We start from the raw sequence: 14,615 nt of genomic DNA, 5'->3' as shown, positions 1-14,615 counted from the left end.
GAGGGCGGTAAAGGTTTCGCTGGCGGCTCGCTGGTGGTGGGACCGCGCGGCGAGACTCATGCGCGCGGGCCGCTCTGGCAGGAGGCGCTGGTCCAGGCGCATGTCGATCTGCGCGATCTGCATCTGGTGCGCGCCGATCTGCCGCTGCTGGCAGATACCGAGACGCTGCTGCCGCATCTGCTCCGCGAGCTACAGACTGCGGGATCGGGCCAGCGCGATCGAGCGACGTGGGAGAATGGGCATCTTTCGACGGCAGCACCAGCGCTCGATCGAGGCATGACGCACGAGCGCACGGCACATGGTCTTGCCCACAACGTCGAGGCGGGCAACGGCAAGACGACGCATCCCGACGAGGCGCGCGCCGGTACGGAGCGCCAGCAGCGCGCCACAAGCTCCGACAACTTCCAGCCCTTCCCGGTGATCGCCGCGCCCGCCTTCGATCCAGGCTCCGACGCGCCGCTCAAGATCGATGCGGCAGCAACCGCCGAGTGGCTGATCCGCTTCCTGCGCGACGAGGTGACGATCCGACGCGGCTTCAAGAAGGTCGTGCTTGGGCTATCCGGCGGCGTGGACTCGGCGCTGACGGCCTACCTCTGCGCGCGCGCCTTCGGCCCTGAGAACGTCGTCGGCATTCGCATGCCCTATCGCACCTCCAGCCGCGAGAGCCTGGAGCACGCCCAGCTTGTCGCCGATGACCTGGGCATGCAATGCGAGACGATCGAGATCAGCGATGCCGTGGACGGCTACCTGCGCCACGCGCCCGACGCGGACGGGCGGCGACGCGGCAACGTCATGGCCCGCGTGCGTATGATCACACTCTTCGATCAGTCGGCGCGCTTCAACTGCATCCCGATCGGCACCGGCAACAAAACCGAGCGGCTCTTCGGCTACTTCACGTGGCACGCCGACGACTCGCCGCCGGTCAATCCGCTGGGCGATCTCTTCAAGTCGCAGGTCTGGCAGTTATCCGACTACCTGGGCGTGCCACAGGTGATCGTCGGGAAGCCCGCCAGCGCCGATCTGATCGTGGGGCAGACCGACGAGAGCGACTTCGGCATCTCCTACCGCGAGGCCGACCGGATTCTGTACTGGCTGCTGCAAGGCTACACCGAGGAGCGGCTGGTCGAGCTGGGCTTCAAGCCGGAGAGCGTCCGCATCGTGATACAGCGCGTCAGCTCGACGCACTGGAAGCGGCATCTGCCCAGCGTCGCGATGCTCTCGTCCACGGCGATCGGCGAGTACTACCTGCGCCCGCTGGATTATTGATAAGGAGGCAAGCTATGCCTGGATTTGTAGAATCTGCCGCGCCGTTTCTGCGCTACCTGGAAGAGTGGCACGACAACCTCAAGGACGAGTCGCTGGATGCGCTGATCGGCGGGCAGCCCGACAAGGTGGCCGTCGTCTGTGTCGATGTGATCGTCGGCTTCTGCAAGGAGGGAGCGCTCGCCAGCCCGCGCGTCGACACGATCGTCGAGCCGATCGCGCGGCTATTCTCGGAGCTGCACGAGCGCGGGGTGCGGCATTTTGTGCTGCCGCAGGACACCCACGAGCCCGACGCGGTCGAGTTTATGTCGTATCCGCCGCACTGCATCCGAGGCACCGCCGAGTCGGAGACGGTGCCGGAGCTGCTGGCGCTACCCTTCAGCGACTCATTCACGATCATTGAGAAGAACGCGCTGAGCGCCTTTGTGGATACCGCTCTGCCCGGCTGGGTGCGCGAGCATCCGCAGGTTGCCATGTACATCGTCACCGGTGACTGTACTGATCTCTGCACCTACAACCTGGCGATGCACCTGCGCATGGACGCCAACGCACGGCAGCTCGATCGGCGCGTGGTGCTGGTAGAGGATTGTGTCGATACCTACGACATCCCGGTTGACACGGCGCGCCAGCTTGGCATCCGCCCGCATCCCGGCGATTTTCATCATCTGGTCTTCCTGCACCACATGGAGCAGAACGGCGTCGAGATCGTCAGACGGCTGGTGTAGCGCTCGTCGGCACGATCCGAGCGGCAGAGGCACGGTTCTAGCGACCGTGCCTTTGTTTGCGAAACGCTGGCCTACGGATTGAAGGAATGTCAGGTCAACGCCCGAACAGGAGGAGATCATGGACATTCAGTTCGACACCGCCATGCAGACGCTCGATCCCAACGCGCAGAGCGTGATCGTCGACGCGGCGCAGCAGTACATCCGCGAGAAACAGGCCGCTCCGCCGACCACCATCGCGCCTGCCGATGCGGGACGCGCCAGCGACGAGCAATATCCCGCGCCGATCGACGCGATCCGGCTGCTCGATACGACCACCACCCAGGCAGCGACGATATACGAGATCGAGATCAGTGCTGGCGGCAACGTCGACCATGTCGGCGTGACGATTACGAATGACGGCACGGTGCAGGTGCGCGGCGTGGAGTAAAAGAGTTCTTGGTTCAGGCCCTCACCCCCTGCCCCCTTGCCCACCCGCGCGGGTTCCCTTTCCCGCGCGGCTTTCAGCATAGGAGAGGGGGCACTGGTTCTCAGTTCTTGGTTCCTGGTTCTTGATTCTCGGTGCTCCCCTTTGTTCTCTGTTCTCTGTTCTTTGTTCTCGGTTCTTTCACCCCCTGGCACGCCATCTGCTGGCTCTGCTCTACAAGCTTGAAACGCGCTCGACGACCGTCATCCGCGACTACATGAGGAGGTAGGTCATGGAAGACATCAGCCATCAACTGCGTGAAGGGATGGAGATACAGACGAGCGATGGCACGAAGCTAGGCAAAATCAGTGAGATCTGGTTCGGCACATCGGTGGGCGGTCCCATCCACAGCGAGGAAGAAACCTGCGTTGAGGTGCATCGCGGCTTCCTGGGGCGGGACCATCTTTTCCTGCCCTGCCGGGTCATCAGCGGTATCGACCAGAACACCGTCATGCTCTCAGTCGATGCGGAGACGGTCGATAAGACCGCAGCCTGGCACCAGAAGCCAGCCTGGATCAGGTAGCGGCCAGTCGACACACGGCACGGAGCGCGGATCACGCAGGCGGTGGATCGTGTATCCACCGCCTGCCGTGTGAGTGAGACTGAGCGCCTCGCGCCTACTTGTCGTCCTCGACGATCCGCAGATGCAGATCCTTGAGCTGGCGCTCGTCCACAGGTGAGGGCGAGCCGAGCATCAGGTCTTCGGCGCGCTGCGTCTTAGGAAACGCGATCACCTCGCGGATGTTGTCCTCGTCGGCCAGCAACAGGATCAGCCGGTCGATGCCGAGCGCAATGCCACCATGCGGCGGAGCGCCGTACTCGAACGCTTCGAGCATATGGCCGAACTTGCGCTGCTGCTCCTCAGGCGAGATATTCAGCAGGCTAAAGAGCCTGGCCTGCACATCGCGGCGATGAATACGGATCGAGCCGCCGCCCGCCTCGTAGCCGTTGCAGATCAGGTCATAGGCTTTGGCGTGTACCTTGCCCGGATCAGTGTCGAGCAGCGTCAGGTCTTCGTCGCGCGGCGAGGTGAACGGATGATGCATCGCATTCCAGCGCTGCTCTTCCTCGTCCCACTCGAAGGCCGGAAAATCATAGACCCAGCCGAAGTGCAGCACGCTCTCGTCGGCCAACTGAAGGCGCGCGGCGAACTCGCGGCGCAGCTTATCGAGCGATGCCGCAACTACATTGCGGTCGGGGTCGGCCACAAAGACCAGCAGATCGCCCGCCGCGCCGCCGAGCCGCTCTACGATCGCCCGCATCTGCTCATCGCTAAAGAACTTAGCGATCGACGACTTGACGCCATCGGCCTCCACGGCAATCGCGGCCACGCCCTTGGCCCCGCCGATCCGCGCAACCTCATTCAGCTCGTCGAGCTGCTTGCGCGAGTAGCTGCCGACACCGGGAACGCGCATGCCCTTGACCTGTCCGCCGCGCTCAAGCGCCGTGGTGAACACGCCGAACTGCGAGTCCGCGACCAGCTCGGAAATATCGACCAGCTCCAGGCCATAGCGCAGATCGGGCTTGTCCGAGCCGTAGCGCTCGATCGCCTCCTGGTAGGTCAGGCGCGGAAACGGCGTGACGATGCGCTTGTGCGGCACGAGCGTCTGCACCATCTCGGCGATCAGCCCCTCGATCAGATCGAGCACGTCGCCCTGCTCGACAAAGCTCATCTCGATGTCAAGCTGAGTAAACTCCGGCTGTCGATCGGCGCGCAAATCCTCGTCGCGCATACAGCGCGCCACCTGGAAATATTTGTCGAAGCCCGCGACCATCAACAACTGCTTGAGCTGCTGCGGCGATTGCGGCAGCGCGTAGAACTCGCCGGGATGAATCCGCGACGGCACGAGGTAATCGCGCGCGCCTTCGGGCGTGGACGCCATCAGCATCGGCGTTTCGATTTCGAGGAAGTCGCGCGCCGAGAGGTAATCGCGCATAAACTTGATCGCCTGGTGACGCAGCACGATGTTGCGCTGCATACGCGCCCGCCGCAGATCGATATAGCGGTACTTGAGCCGCAGCGTCTCGTCCTCGCCGCCCTCGCGGCTGACGTAGAGCGGCGTTTGCCTGGCGGCATTGAGCACTGTGACGCCCGTGGCAACGACCTCGATCGTGCCGGTCGGCAGATCGGGATTGCGCGCCTCGGCTGGCCGCTCGCGCACCACGCCCTCGATCTGCAACACGTACTCGTTGCGCGCCTGCTCAAGGGCGGCGTGCGCCTCAGGCTGATCGGTTTTATCGGCGACAACTTGCGTCAGTCCGTAACGGTCGCGTAGGTCGATGAAGATCAAAGGGCCGTGATCACGGCGGCGGTTGAGCCATCCGGTCAATGTTATGGTCTGGCCCGCGTGTTCGGCGCGTAAATCGCCGCACGTATGGGTTCGCAGCATGATTCTCTCCTGAACAAAAGTGTATTATAGCGAACCGGACGGCGGTAGCAATGGCGCTTTGCCTGATTTACAGAAAGCTACCGTACCGCTCTGCCGCAGGCTCGTGCAAGCCGCTGCGTCCCACCTGTGATCCGGTGCGCCAATCGACTTAAATAGCCCGCTCTCTTTGCCTGATTTAGACAATTGTGCTATAACTGCGGCCCTAAGGCGTCGCGGGCTACGGGCGATTGCCGCAGCTTACGTACGGCGATGGCGCCGTCTTGAAGAAAGAGAAGGACCGTATGCGACTACTCAAATCCTCGATCTTCGCTATGCTGCTTGTGCTCACGCTAGCGTCGGTCCAGGCTTCAGCACCGGCACAGCGCGAATATATCGAGAGCGTGTCGGGCTCCAGCCAGAATGTTAAGTTTCCTAGCCTCGCTCAGTCGGGCGATCAGCTTGCGCTGGCCTACAGCAGCGGCGATTCCGTGCTGGCGATCAAGCGCGGCGGCGGTCAGGGCCTCGCCTCCAGCGCCGTGCTTGGCAGAACCGGTAATCCCTCATACTTCAACCACGCGGTTGCCGCAGGGCCGAACGGCACGGGCGACTTCCGCAGCGTCTGGTCCGAAAATGGCTCGCGGATCATGTACCGCGCGCCCAACGTCGGCGAGCAGGTCATCGTTTCGGGGCTGAGCTTCGCCCACTTCGTCGATATTGCCGTCACCAGCGGCGGGCGCACCTTTGTCGTCTGGCGCAGCTTCGTCAACGATGCTCCTGCGCTCCTGGCGAGCTTCTCCGACGACGGCGTCAAGTGGAACGGCCCGATCCTGGTGACGAATCAGGCGGAGCCGCTGGCGCGACCGCGCCTTGCCGCCGGGCCGAACAACAGCCTGTACGTGATCTTCGGCAATGCCAAGGGCGATATTTTTGCCGGACCCTGGACCGGCGCGAATTTTGCGATCGGCCAGGTGACTTCGGGCGGCGGCTTCGAGGCCGATCCGACGATCACCGTCGCGCCGAGCGGCGCGGTCTATGCCGCATGGCGCGCGGTCGGCGTCGGCGCGTTCTGGGCGCAGCAGACCGGCGGCACGTGGAGCGTGCAGCCGATCTCGGACGGCGACGCAGCGGGATCGGTGGCGATCGATGCCGACGCGGGCGGCAACCTGCATGTCGCGTGGTCGAGCAAGAACAGCGGCGAGTGGGAGATCTACTATATGGTGAAGCCGCTGGGCCAGGATTGGCACCCCGCCGCGAACGCCTCGGTCAACGGCGCGCCCTTCGATGTGAACGTCGATGTCGCGGGCGTGGCCGGATCGACGCTTGTCGGGCATGTCGCCTACGAGGCGTTTCTGCCGTCCGGCCCCGACATTCGGTACACGCGCTTCACCGCTCCGGGCGGCGCTGCTCCGCAGCCCACGCCGCAGCCAACGCCACAGCCCACGCCGCAGCCCACGCCTCCGCCGGGCAACTCGCGGACCTTCCCAGAGACGGGCCAGACCGTGAGCGGTCGGCTGCTGGATTACTGGAACCAGAGCGGCGGCCTGCCGGTCTTCGGCTTTCCGCTGGATGCGGAGTCGGAGCGGCAGACGCTCGACGGCAGGTATCGCATGCAGATCTTCGAGCGCAACCGCCTGGAGCTGCACCCCGAAAAGGCCGCGCCCTACGATGTGCTGCTCGGACGCCTCGGCGGCGATCTGCTCTACAAGCAGGGCCGACCCTGGGAGACGCTGCCGCGCGAGCAGCCCAAGCGCGGCTGTAAGTATTTTGCGGAGACGCAGCACAACCTGTGCGAGCCGTTCCTGAGCTACTGGCGCTCGCACGGCCTTGAGTTCGGCGATCCCGGCGTGAGCGAGCGCGAGAGCCTGGCGCTCTTCGGCCTGCCGCTGACCAGCGTCAACGTCGAGAAGAATCCTGACGGCTGGACCGGCCAGACGCAGTGGTTCGAGCGCGCGCGCTTCGAGTTCCACCCGGATCAGCCCAATCCGTACAAGGTCTTGCTCGGACGCCTGGGCGCTGAATCGCGCTAGAATCGCCCGGCACAGACCAATTATTCCGTAGCATCAGCCCGCCGCCCCGATCGTGTGATCGGGACGGCGGCGTTTCTTCCGTGGTATGATGGGAACATCTGTTGTTCCAAATGAGCCTTGTAAAGGCAGGTGAGACAGGATGGCATTCGCACGACGGCAGTTTACCGTCACCGAATATCAACGCATGGCGGAAACCGGCATATTGCACGAGGACGACCGTGTTGAGCTTCTTGATGGAGAGATCTGGAAGATGAGTCCGATTGGCAGCCGACACATCGCGTGCGTAAATCGGCTCACGGCGCAGGTCAGTCGTCAGGTCGGGCAGCTCGTGATCGTGAGCGTCCAGAATCCGATCCAACTAACGGATTATTCCGAGCCACAGCCCGATCTTGCCCTTTTACGCATGCAGCCAGATTTTTATGCGCAGGCATTACCAACACCATCCGATGTTCTGCTGCTGATCGAAGTTGCGGATACATCGCTTGAGTATGATCGCGATGTGAAGCTGCCACGCTACGCACAGGCTGGCATTCCAGAGGTCTGGCTCGTCGATCTCCACGAGGGCACGATCCGGGTGTACACGCAGCCGACTGATGCAGGCTACCGCGTTATCCAACACCTCCGATCTGGCGAAACAGCCGTTGCGACAGCGGTCGACGGGCTTGCGATCGTGGTGAATGATATTGTTGGATGAGTAGCAGTTGGTACCAGCACGCAGCCACGACCGCGCGATCGTGGCTGCGTTCGTTTTGGCATCACCTCGCAGCCGCACCCGACGCCACCGCCTGCGCGACCGGCTCGTTCGGCGGGGCGTAGTCGCCGCAGATCAGCTTCTCGGCGATGCGCGCCGTCGAGAGCACGCCCGGCAGCCCCGCACCCGGATGCGTGCCCGCGCCGACGAAGTACAGATTGGGAATATCCTCGCTCTGGTTGTGCGGGCGGAAGTAGGCCGATTGCCGCAGGATCGGCTCGACCGAGAAGGCGCTGCCCAGGTACGAGTTGAGCGTATCGTGGAAGTGCTGCGGCGTGATCATATGCTCGGCGACGAGATGCCTGCTCAGGCCGGGCAGGTAGCGCTCCTCAAGGAAGCGCATGATCTTATCGCGGTAGGGCTTTGCCGCCGCGCGCCAGTCCGTGCCCGACCCAAGATGCGGCACCGGCGACAGCACATAGAACGCATCGCAGCCGGGCGGTGCCAGCGACGGATCGGTGAGCGTCGGCATGTGCAGATAGAGCGAAAAATCCTCGGCGAGCACTTTCTTGGTGAAAATATCGTCCAGCAGCGGCTTGTAGCGCTTGCCGAGAATAATATCGTGGTGCTTCAACTCAGGGCCGTCCGTGCCGCGATACTGCCGATCGGTGCCGAAGTAGATCACCACCAGCGACATCGAGTAGCGCGTGCGCGCCAGCCGGTGATCGCTCCACGTAGGCCGTGCCCTGACCGGCAGGAGCTTGTTGTAGGCGAACGCGACCTCACCGTTGCAGACCACCACATCGGCCTTTTCGATCGTACCGTCCGGTAGCTGCACGCCGGTCGCCTTGCCGTTCTCGACGACGATCTGCTGCACCTCGGTGTCGAGCCGTAGCTCGCCGCCCAACTCCGCGAACAGCCGCACCAGCCCATCAATGATCGCGCCAGTGCCGCCCAGCGCGAAGTGAACGCCCCATTTGCGCTCCAGAAAATGGATCAGCGTGTAGATCGAGGTGGTCTGAAACGGATTGCCGCCGACCAGCAGCGGGTGGAACGAGAGCACCTGCCGCACGCGCTCATCCTTGACGAACTGACCGACAAAGCCGTACACCGTGCGATACGACTCCAGCTTGATCATATCGGGAATGATCTTGATCATATCCCAGGGCTTGAGGAACGGCTGATCGCCGAGGCGGGTAAAGCCCACGTCGAAGATCGTCTCGGTGCGGCGCACAAACTCCTGGTAGCCCGGCACATCGTCGGGATTGAAGCGCCGGATCTGCTCGATCATCCGCTGCGTATCGCCCGTGTAGTCGAAGTGCGTGCCGTCGTGAAAAAAGATCCGGTAAAAGGGATCGATCGGCACCATCCGTACGTAATCTTCAGTGCGACGACCGGCCTCCTGGAAGAGTTCATCGATCAGCCACGGCGCGGTGATCACCGTCGGGCCGCCGTCGAATGTAAAGCCGTTCTGCCGATAGACATAGGCGCGACCGCCGGGCCTGTCCCGCTTCTCAAGCACCAGCACATCGTGACCACGCCGTTGCAGCCGGACGGCAGCCGCGAGGCCGCCGAAGCCGCTGCCAATAACGATAATGCGCATATCTGCTCCCACGACCACGCGGTCGGCTAACACTGCAAAGGCTCTGTATATAGTTATAGCAGCATTTGCCGAAACAAACCGGTATTGGGGTGGCCTATTCAGGACTAGCGCGGCGTGGCGATCATCTTCTATAATTCACAGCAGTTACGCGGTAGCCCGAACCAGTCTGCGGCAGAATCGTACCGTGCTGCCGCAGGCTCACAGCGATCATCGAGCGGCCCGATTGCGTAGCTCCTGTAATTGAGGCACCATGTCAGATACAAGTCTTAATTCAACCGAAGAAGTGCGTGGCCTGATTCGAGCGGGACGCGCTGCCGTTCGCGTCGGCGACTACGAGGCGGCGCGCACCACCTTTGAGCGCGCCGTCGCGCTCGATCCCGGCAACCAGGAGGCGCTCGACGGGCTGCGCGACGCACAGCGCCGCCTGGGCCGCGACCCAAGGCCGCGCGGCGAGGAGCAGGTCGAGTATTGCTACCGTCACCCCGACGTAGAGACAGCGCTGCACTGCACATCGTGCGGACGCCCGATCTGCGTCCGCTGCACGACGCCCGCCGCCGTGGGCCAGCTGTGCCCTGAATGCCGCAAGGGACGGCGCGCGCCCAACTACCAGATCTCGCCCGTCAGCCTGCTCAAGGGCGGCATCGTCGGGCTGCTCGTCTCGCTGGTCGCGGCCTCGCTGATCGGCCTGATCGGCGGCGGCTTCTTCATGTTCATCATCATCTTCATGATCGGCCCTGCGGCGGCAGAGATGATCGTGCGCAGCGTGGACTGGGCCACGCGCAACAAGCGCGGACGCCCGATGCAGATCACCGTGGCACTGGCGATGATCCTGGGGGGCGTGCTGGCCTTCAGGCTCGTGCCCGTATTCCTGGGCTTCCTGCCGAGCCCGCTTGCGATCGGCTTGTTTTTACTGATCGGCGTCGGCACGGCAGTTGCACGACTACGCTAGTTGTACTAGGATATGCGCCCTGAACCAACCACACAACGTGGATCAGGGAGTTAACACATGACCAAACTACGATTAATCCTGGCAAGCACATTGATCCTGGTTGGCCTTGCGGCCTGTACCTCCGGCCCGACGCCGGGACCCGCTACGACAACACCGCCGGAGGCCAGCGCGCCGAGCGTGCCGACATCCACACCGATACCGGAGAGCGCCTATCCGAGCCCCGGCTATCCATCGCCATCGTCGTCGCCGTAAGTTGCACGTGGGCCTCCTGAGTGGTATACTTACGGCACGTTATACGCCGTTTGTGAAAAGTGGGTGTCCCCCACTTTTCGCGTTGTTGACGGTCTAAAGCGTAGAGAAGGGAACCATGAAAAGCGATTTCTACGCCGCAATTTCGCAGATCGCAGCCGAGCGCGGTATTCCGCGCGAGTCGGTGCAAGAGGTAGTTGAACAGGCGCTTGTCACCGCGTACCGACGCTATCTCGGAAACAACCCGCCGCCGATGGAAGTGTCGGTGAAGATCGATCCCGTCACTGGCGAAGCGCGCGTATTTGCGGAAAAGCAAGTTGTAGAAGATGTGGATGACGATCGGTTCGAGGTCGCGCTCGAAGACGCCCGCCGCATCCGCCCCGACGCAGAAGTCGGCGAGATGGTGATGGTCGAATCGACGCCAAACGACTTCGGACGGATTGCGGCGCAGACCGCCAAGCAGGTCGTGCTCCAGCGCATCAAAGAAGTCGAGCGCGACCACGTGTATGGCGAGTTCATGGAGCGCGAGGGCGAGATCGTCACCGCGCAGGTGCAGCGCCATGCCAAAGGCAACGTCATTCTGGAGATGGGCAAGGCCGAGGCGGTGCTGCCGCCGAAAGAGCAAAGCCCCGCCGACCGCTACTATCCGGGGCAGCGGATCAAGGTCTATCTTCAGGAGATCCGGCGCGAGGAGCGCGGGCCACGGCTGATCGTATCGCGCTCGCACCGCGATCTGATCAAGCGGCTGTTCGAGATGGAAGTTCCCGAAATCTACAACGGGGCGGTCGAGATCAAATCGATCGCGCGCGAGCCGGGCGTGCGCACGAAAGTTGCTGTCGCGGCACGGCAGGAAGGCGTCGATCCCGTAGGCTCGTGCGTCGGCATGCGCGGCATCCGTATCCAGAATATCGTCAACGAGCTGAACAACGAAAAGATCGACGTGGTGCAGTGGTCGCCCGATATTCGGACGTTTATCTCAAACGCGCTATCGCCCGCCGCCGCGATCGAAGTGCAGCTCAACGAAGAAGAGAAGTCGGCGGTGGTGATCGTGCCCGACAAGCAGCAATCGCTGGCGATCGGCAAAGAAGGCCAGAACGTACGCCTGGCCGCGAAGCTGACGGGCTGGCGGATCGACATTAAGAGCGCCTCCGAGCTGCTGGAAGAAGAGCGCGAGATGGCCGAGGCGCGCGAGGCTGCGCAGGCCGAGGCGCTGGCCGTCGAGTCGGCGATGGCGCTGGCGAAGGTCGAGCACCGCAAAGTCGGCGCCAACAGCATGGTCCGCTTCCAAAACACCGATCTGGGGCCATTGCCTGCCGAGCTGATCGGGCAGACCGTCGACGTGCGGGCGATTCAGGATAAAATCAATATCTATTACAATGACAAGCTGATCGCCAGCTATATTGTCGAGGAAGAAGAAGAATAGTAGCATTCGGAACGACGAGCTAGCTTACTGGTATAATAGATTATGTCTGGTTATGCGTCGTTCTCGGAACACGCTCTTTGTTCTATGGCAAAGCAGCAAAAAAGCCCACGGCAGCGGCATGTCCCGATGCGCACATGCATCGCGTGTCGTAAAGTTGATGCGAAGCGCGGCCTGACTCGGCTGGTGCGCCTACCCGAAGGCCGCGTTGCGCTCGATCCAACCGGCAAACAGGCCGGACGTGGCGCATACCTCTGCGCGGAGCGTAGCTGCTGGGAGGCGGCGCTGAAGCGCAGGGCCGTTGAACGGGCATTAAAGATCGAGAGTCTTGAAACGAACGATCGCCAGATGTTACTTGATCATGCGTTGACGCTGCCCTATGGGAGCGATACAGATAAAGTTGATCCTGTACCGGTGCCCGCTATGTAAGCGACGTGCATTAGAATTTGTACATATATAATTGAGCTTAAGGGGAGGCGCACACAACGCCATCCCCTTTGTTCTTGACGAAAGGAGCGCGGCATGAGTATTCCGCTGAAACGACCAGATGCTGCTGTAGGAGACGAGTCCACTGCTCGCAGTGAGCAGGGGCCAAACAAACAAGGTGGACAACGTCCACAGGGCTCTGGTCAGCGACCATCTCAGCAACGCCCGCATGGAGGCGGCGGACAGCAACAAGGTGGCTCAGGTCAGCGCCAAAGCAGCTCAGGTCAGCGACCACAGGGCGGTGGCGGCGGTCGTCCGTATCAGGGCGGCGGCGGTCGGCCCCAGGGCGGTGGTGGCGGTGGCGGTGGGCGGCCCCAGGGCGGTGGTGGCGGCGGTCGCGGCCCGCAGCAGGGCGGCGGTCGGCCCCAGGGTGGCGGCGGCGGCGGTCGGCCCCAGGGCGGTGGCGGCGGCGGTCGCGGCCCGCAGCAGGGCGGCGGTCGGCCTCAGGGTGGCGGCGGTCGGCCCCAGGGCGGTGGGCGCTACGGCAACCAGGGTGGTGGGCGCGGGCCACAGGGCCGCAGCGGACCAGCCGTTGCACCGGTTGCTCGCGGCCCGGTTCGTCCACGCGGCCCGGTTGAGCTGCCGCCGACGATGACGATCCGCGAGCTGAGCGAGGCGCTCGGCGTCGGCGCGTCGGACATCATGAAAGAGCTGCTCAAAAACGGCATCATGGCGAACATCAACCAGCAGATCGACTACGAAACCGCCGCGCTGATGGCCGCAGAGTTCAGCATCGAGACGACCGAGCTGGTGCCGGAGAAACAGGCTGGCATCTTCGAGTCGATCGAGGAGGTGCTGGCCGCTGAAGAGCCCGCCGATCTCCGCCCGCGTCCGCCGGTCGTGACGATCATGGGGCATGTAGACCACGGCAAGACCAAGCTGCTCGACGCGATCCGCTCGACGCGGGTGGCCGAAGGCGAGGCTGGCGGCATTACCCAGCATATCGGCGCGTATCAGGTCGAGGTCCACGGTCGCAAGATCTCGTTCCTCGACACGCCCGGACACGAGGCGTTCACCGCGATGCGCGCGCGCGGCGCGCAGGTCACGGACATTGTCGTGCTGGTGGTAGCCGCCGACGACGGCGTGATGCCGCAGACGCTTGAGGCAATCGCCCACGTCAAAGCGGCGAAAGTGCCGATGATCGTCGCGATCAACAAGATCGACTCGGCGGGCGCGAATCCCGACCGGGTGCGCCAGGAGCTAGCCAGCGCCGACGTGCTGGTCGAGCAGTGGGGCGGCGAGGTGCCCAGCGTCGAGGTTTCGGCCAAGATGAAGAAGAACATCGACGGCCTGCTGGAGATCATCCTGCTGGTCGCGGACATCGAGGAGTTCAAGGCCAATCCTGAGAAGCCCGGAGCGGGCACGATCATCGAGGCCGAGCTTGACAAGAATCGCGGCCCGGTGGCGACGGTGCTGGTGCAGAACGGCACGCTCCGCCCCGACGACATCGTGCTGGTCGGCGCGACCTACGGCAAGATCCGCGCGATGTTCAACGACTCGGGCAAGCGGCTGCGTCACGCCGAGCCTTCGACGCCGGTCGAGATCCTGGGCCTGACCGACGTGCCGCAGGCGGGCGATGTCTTGCAGGTGGTGCCGGACCTGGCGATTGCGCGTGAGGTGGGGGCGCAGCGGCAGCGCCAGCGGCAAGCCGAGCAGATGGGCAGCCAGGCCAAGGCGGTCAGCCTCGACGATCTGTACTCCCGAATCCAGGCCGGTCAGGTCAAAGACCTGAACATCCTGCTGAAGGCCGACGTGAGCGGCTCGATCGGTGCGATCGAGCACTCGCTGAAGCAGATCAACGCCAAGCACACCGAGGTGCAGCTTCGGGTGATCCACACCGGCACGGGCGCGATCTCGGAGTCGGACGTGAACCTGGCGACGGCCTCGAACGCGCTGATCATCGGCTTCAACGTGCGGCCCGACCCGGCGGCGCGGCGGCTGGCGGATCAGAACGGCATTGAGATCCGGTTCTACAACATCATCTACCAGCTGCTGGAGAACCTGGAGCAGGCGCTCGTCGGTATGCTCGCGCCCGAAGAGCGGGAAGTGATCAATGGCTTCGCCGAGGTGCGCAACACCTTCCGGCTGCCGAGCCGCGAGAGCGTGGCGGGGCTGTACGTCACCGACGGCAAGATCAACCGCAACGATCTGGTGCGCCTGCTGCGCAACGGCGTGGTGATCCACGACGGTCGGCTCTCGTCGCTCAAGCGCTTCAAGGACGACGTGCGCGATGTCCAGAGCGGCTACGAGTGCGGCGCGATCATCGACGGCTTCCACGACGTGCAGACCGGCGACACGATGGAGTTCTATCGCAAGGAAAAGGTCGAGCGAACGGCGTAGCGTAGAGCAGAGAACAGAGAACAAAGAGCA

Annotated in this window: 13 protein-coding genes; 11 read left to right on the top strand and 2 right to left on the bottom strand. The window is 63.4% G+C overall.

The features are described 5' to 3' along the window. From VFZ66_26305 to VFZ66_26290, 4 genes are all read left to right on the top strand, one after another. A partial coding sequence (locus VFZ66_26305) for an NAD+ synthase (protein HEX6292724.1) occupies positions 1-1,266 on the top strand: 1,266 nt, incomplete at its 5' end. Between the two features lie 14 nt (positions 1,267-1,280). After that, positions 1,281-1,988 (top strand): isochorismatase family cysteine hydrolase, encoded by a 708-nt coding sequence (locus VFZ66_26300; GenBank protein HEX6292723.1) that lies wholly within the window; start codon positions 1,281-1,283, stop codon positions 1,986-1,988. A 118-nt stretch (positions 1,989-2,106) separates the two neighbouring features. Next, positions 2,107-2,415 carry a hypothetical protein gene (locus VFZ66_26295; GenBank protein ID HEX6292722.1) on the top strand — a complete coding sequence of 103 codons (309 nt, stop codon included), beginning with the start codon at positions 2,107-2,109 and terminating at the stop codon, positions 2,413-2,415. A 268-nt stretch (positions 2,416-2,683) separates the two neighbouring features. Beyond that, positions 2,684-2,974: a PRC-barrel domain-containing protein gene (locus VFZ66_26290; GenBank protein HEX6292721.1), complete on the top strand. Its 291-nt coding sequence runs from the start codon at positions 2,684-2,686 to the stop codon at positions 2,972-2,974. Between the two features lie 94 nt (positions 2,975-3,068). On the opposite strand, the gene aspS is transcribed toward VFZ66_26290, so the two are convergent. Beyond that, a complete protein-coding gene (gene aspS, locus VFZ66_26285; GenBank protein HEX6292720.1) occupies positions 3,069-4,841 on the bottom strand; it encodes an aspartate--tRNA ligase in 1,773 nt (590 codons plus the stop codon). Between the two features lie 281 nt (positions 4,842-5,122). Here aspS and VFZ66_26280 point away from each other — a divergent pair, with 281 nt between their 5' ends. Together VFZ66_26280 and VFZ66_26275 are read left to right on the top strand one after the other, a co-directional pair. Continuing rightward, complete coding sequence (locus VFZ66_26280) at positions 5,123-6,847, top strand: hypothetical protein (protein ID HEX6292719.1); 1,725 nt, start codon at positions 5,123-5,125, stop codon at positions 6,845-6,847. A 139-nt stretch (positions 6,848-6,986) separates the two neighbouring features. Continuing rightward, the gene (locus VFZ66_26275) at positions 6,987-7,541 is read left to right on the top strand and encodes a Uma2 family endonuclease (protein HEX6292718.1); all 555 of its coding nucleotides are present in this window, start codon (positions 6,987-6,989) and stop codon (positions 7,539-7,541) included. Between the two features lie 61 nt (positions 7,542-7,602). On the opposite strand, the gene VFZ66_26270 is transcribed toward VFZ66_26275, so the two are convergent. After that, positions 7,603-9,141, bottom strand: coding sequence for a phytoene desaturase (locus VFZ66_26270; GenBank protein HEX6292717.1), 1,539 nt, complete (start codon positions 9,139-9,141; stop codon positions 7,603-7,605). A gap of 250 nt (positions 9,142-9,391) precedes the next feature. Here VFZ66_26270 and VFZ66_26265 point away from each other — a divergent pair, with 250 nt between their 5' ends. The 5 genes from VFZ66_26265 to infB all read left to right on the top strand — a co-directional run bounded on the left by VFZ66_26265 (position 9,392) and on the right by infB (position 14,585). Beyond that, positions 9,392-10,090, top strand: coding sequence for a tetratricopeptide repeat protein (locus VFZ66_26265; GenBank protein ID HEX6292716.1), 699 nt, complete (start codon positions 9,392-9,394; stop codon positions 10,088-10,090). A gap of 57 nt (positions 10,091-10,147) precedes the next feature. Continuing rightward, positions 10,148-10,342, top strand: coding sequence for a hypothetical protein (locus VFZ66_26260; GenBank protein ID HEX6292715.1), 195 nt, complete (start codon positions 10,148-10,150; stop codon positions 10,340-10,342). A gap of 115 nt (positions 10,343-10,457) precedes the next feature. Further along, on the top strand, positions 10,458-11,762 hold the full coding sequence (gene nusA, locus VFZ66_26255; GenBank protein ID HEX6292714.1) for a transcription termination factor NusA: 1,305 nt from the start codon (positions 10,458-10,460) through the stop codon (positions 11,760-11,762). 42 nt (positions 11,763-11,804) lie between these two features. Further along, positions 11,805-12,188: a YlxR family protein gene (locus VFZ66_26250; GenBank protein HEX6292713.1), complete on the top strand. Its 384-nt coding sequence runs from the start codon at positions 11,805-11,807 to the stop codon at positions 12,186-12,188. A 93-nt stretch (positions 12,189-12,281) separates the two neighbouring features. Continuing rightward, positions 12,282-14,585, top strand: coding sequence for a translation initiation factor IF-2 (infB, locus tag VFZ66_26245; protein ID HEX6292712.1), 2,304 nt, complete (start codon positions 12,282-12,284; stop codon positions 14,583-14,585). Positions 14,586-14,615 lie beyond the last annotated feature (30 nt).

This window comes from Herpetosiphonaceae bacterium (assembly GCA_036374795.1).
Taxonomy (GTDB): Bacteria; Chloroflexota; Chloroflexia; order Chloroflexales; family Kallotenuaceae; genus LB3-1.
Note: the sequence above shows the minus strand (reverse complement) of the source record. Positions and strands in the feature narration are given on the sequence as shown.

What these genes read in the sequence shown, in the direction of transcription:
- infB (HEX6292712.1), top strand. Translation starts at nt 12,282, where the DNA reads ATGAGTATTCCGCTGAAACGACCAGATGCTGCTGTAGGAGACGAGTCC.
- VFZ66_26300 (HEX6292723.1), top strand. Translation starts at nt 1,281, where the DNA reads ATGCCTGGATTTGTAGAATCTGCCGCGCCGTTTCTGCGCTACCTGGAA.
- VFZ66_26295 (HEX6292722.1), top strand. Translation starts at nt 2,107, where the DNA reads ATGGACATTCAGTTCGACACCGCCATGCAGACGCTCGATCCCAACGCG.
- aspS (HEX6292720.1), bottom strand. Translation starts at nt 4,841, where the DNA reads ATGCTGCGAACCCATACGTGCGGCGATTTACGCGCCGAACACGCGGGC.
- VFZ66_26260 (HEX6292715.1), top strand. Translation starts at nt 10,148, where the DNA reads ATGACCAAACTACGATTAATCCTGGCAAGCACATTGATCCTGGTTGGC.
- VFZ66_26270 (HEX6292717.1), bottom strand. Translation starts at nt 9,141, where the DNA reads ATGCGCATTATCGTTATTGGCAGCGGCTTCGGCGGCCTCGCGGCTGCC.
- VFZ66_26280 (HEX6292719.1), top strand. Translation starts at nt 5,123, where the DNA reads ATGCGACTACTCAAATCCTCGATCTTCGCTATGCTGCTTGTGCTCACG.
- VFZ66_26250 (HEX6292713.1), top strand. Translation starts at nt 11,805, where the DNA reads ATGTCTGGTTATGCGTCGTTCTCGGAACACGCTCTTTGTTCTATGGCA.
- nusA (HEX6292714.1), top strand. Translation starts at nt 10,458, where the DNA reads ATGAAAAGCGATTTCTACGCCGCAATTTCGCAGATCGCAGCCGAGCGC.
- VFZ66_26265 (HEX6292716.1), top strand. Translation starts at nt 9,392, where the DNA reads ATGTCAGATACAAGTCTTAATTCAACCGAAGAAGTGCGTGGCCTGATT.
- VFZ66_26290 (HEX6292721.1), top strand. Translation starts at nt 2,684, where the DNA reads ATGGAAGACATCAGCCATCAACTGCGTGAAGGGATGGAGATACAGACG.
- VFZ66_26275 (HEX6292718.1), top strand. Translation starts at nt 6,987, where the DNA reads ATGGCATTCGCACGACGGCAGTTTACCGTCACCGAATATCAACGCATG.